Genomic DNA, 2,250 nt, shown 5'->3' on the forward strand with positions numbered 1-2,250 from the left:
AGTCGATCGAGACGCTGATCTGCTACGGCAAGCGCCTGTTCGCCGCCCGGCTGGGCCTCGATGTGCACGACAGGGCGCCGGCGCTGCGGCCGACCAGCTTCGGCCTCGACCTCGTCGCCCGCCACGCCGCGGCGCTGGGGCCTTTCCCCGGCCGCGGATAAGGCTTATCGCGTCTCCTGCGCCGCCTTCAGCAGGTTGTTGCGCAGACTGACGACCGCCTTCTGCATCTTCGGGAATTCCTCCGGCGTCAGGCCCGAGGCCTCCACCAGGTCCATGGTCAGGCCCTTTTCCCGGATGCGGCGGCCGGCTTCGGTCAGGCTGACGATCACCTGGCGCTCGTCGGCGGCAGCGCGCTGCCGGCGGACATAGCCCAGGCTTTCCAGCTTCTTCAGCATCGGGGTCAGGGTGTTGGATTCCAGGAACAGCTTCTCGCCCAGGCCGCTGACGGTCTGGTTGTCCTGCTCCCACAGCGCGACGATCGCGATGTACTGCAGATAGGTCAGGCCAAGCTCTTCCAGGATCGGCTTGTAGGCCCGGCCATAGGCGAGATTGGCCGAATAGATCGCGAAGCACAGGAAATCGGAGAGCTTGGGGCTCGGCGGGTCGGCGGGAGTCATCTGCGGGCCTCATGGGCGAGGGGTGTTTCCGATTATATATATCGGATACGATTGAATCGGAAGATTGACATATCGGATCCGCTTCCCTAGATAACTCGCATCCGATTGATTCGGACACGAGTTATCTAGAGAAGGACCCCTGTCGTGACCCAGATCGAGACCGTGCTGTACACCGGCAAGACCCACACCACCGGCGGCCGGGAGGGCGCGACCCACAGTTCCGACCGTCGCCTGGACGTCCGGCTCTCGCCGCCCGGCAGCACGGGCGACGGCACCAATCCGGAGCAGCTGTTCGCCGCCGGCTGGTCGGCCTGCTTCATCGGTGCGATGGGGCATGCGGCGCGCAGGATGAAGATCGCCCTGCCGGCCGATGTGGCCGTCGATGCCGAGGTCGATCTCGGCACCACGGATGGCGCCTATGTCCTGCAGGCCCGGCTCAACGTCAGCCTGCCGGGGCTGGACCGTGACGTCGCCCGGGCGCTGACCGAGGCCGCGCACCAGACCTGCCCGTACTCCAAGGCCACGCGCGGCAACGTCGGCGTCGAGATCAACCTGATCTAGGTCGCCGCGCAACAGCCCTTCCTCCCAGTCCAGTTGCCTTTCAGGCGGTGTCACCGATGACGCTCACCATCCTCGCTTCCCTCGCCGGCGTGTTCCCCCGGCGCCGCCTCATCGGTGCGGCCGTGGTCGCCGGTGGCGCGGCGCTCTGGCTCGGCTTCGGTACCGGCCTGACGGCCCGCTGGTCCTCCACCACCCTGGCCATGGGCGCCACGGCCTATGCCGCCACGGCGCCGGCCTTGCCCGGCCCGCTGGGGGCGCTGCTCGATGCGCCGCAATGGCTGAATTCGCCGCCGCTGCGTGCCGAAGATTTGCGCGGCAAGGTCGTGCTGGTGAATTTCTGGACCTATTCCTGCATCAACTGCCTGCGGGTGCTGCCCTATGTCCGGGCCTGGGCGGAAACCTACAAGGACCGCGGGCTGGTGGTCATCGGCGTGCACACGCCGGAATTCGCCTTCGAGAAGAATGTGGCCAATGTCACCAAGGCGGCGGCCTCGCTCGGCGTCGGTTATCCCGTCGTGATCGACAATGACTTCAAGCTGTGGCGCGCCTTCGGCAACGAGGCCTGGCCGGCGCTGTACTTCATCGGCGCCGACGGCCAGATCCGCGACCGGGTGCTGGGCGAGGGCAGTTACGACCAGTCCGAAAAGCTGATCCAGCAACTGCTGTCGGGGGCCAATGGCACGCCCATGCCCGGCACGGCCGCCACCATCGCTGCCGCGGGCCCACAGGTTGCGCCGGACGAGCAGGATCTGGGCTCGGGCGAGACCTATGTCGGCTATGACCAGGGCCGCGGCTTCGCGTCCCCCGGCGGTGCGCATGCCGACATCTCCGCCCTCTACCAGCCCGCTCCGGCGCCGTCGCTCAACCGCTGGAGCCTGGGCGGCGTGTGGACGGTGGGGGGCGAATTCACGACGCTGGACGAAGCGCCCGGCCGCATCGTCTACCGCTTCCACGCCCGCGACCTTCACCTCGTCCTGGCCCCCCCCGCCCAGGGCCGGCCCGTCCGCTTCCGTGTCACGATCGACGGCGCCGCCCCCGGGGCCGATCATGGCTCCGACGTGGATGCCGATGG

Annotated in this window: 3 protein-coding genes; 2 read left to right on the top strand and 1 reads right to left on the bottom strand. The window is 68.0% G+C overall.

From position 1 onward, the window contains the following. Positions 1–164: 164 nt before the first annotated feature. On the bottom strand, positions 165–617 hold the full coding sequence (locus tag AC3XYG_RS32565; protein WP_489144041.1) for a MarR family winged helix-turn-helix transcriptional regulator: 453 nt from the start codon (positions 615–617) through the stop codon (positions 165–167). Positions 618–761: 144 nt separating this feature from the next. On the opposite strand from AC3XYG_RS32565, the gene AC3XYG_RS32570 reads away from it, so the two are divergent. Continuing rightward, a complete protein-coding gene (locus AC3XYG_RS32570) occupies positions 762–1,178 on the top strand; it encodes an organic hydroperoxide resistance protein (protein WP_489144042.1) in 417 nt (138 codons plus the stop codon). Between the two features lie 56 nt (positions 1,179–1,234). Next, positions 1,235–2,250: thioredoxin family protein (locus tag AC3XYG_RS32575; RefSeq protein WP_489144043.1), on the top strand; the 1,016-nt coding region annotated here is incomplete at its 3' end.

The organism is Inquilinus sp. (genome assembly GCF_057815775.1).

Coding starts and splice junctions, on each gene's coding strand:
- AC3XYG_RS32565 (WP_489144041.1), bottom strand. CDS start 617: ATGACTCCCGCCGACCCGCCGAGCCCCAAGCTCTCCGATTTCCTGTGC.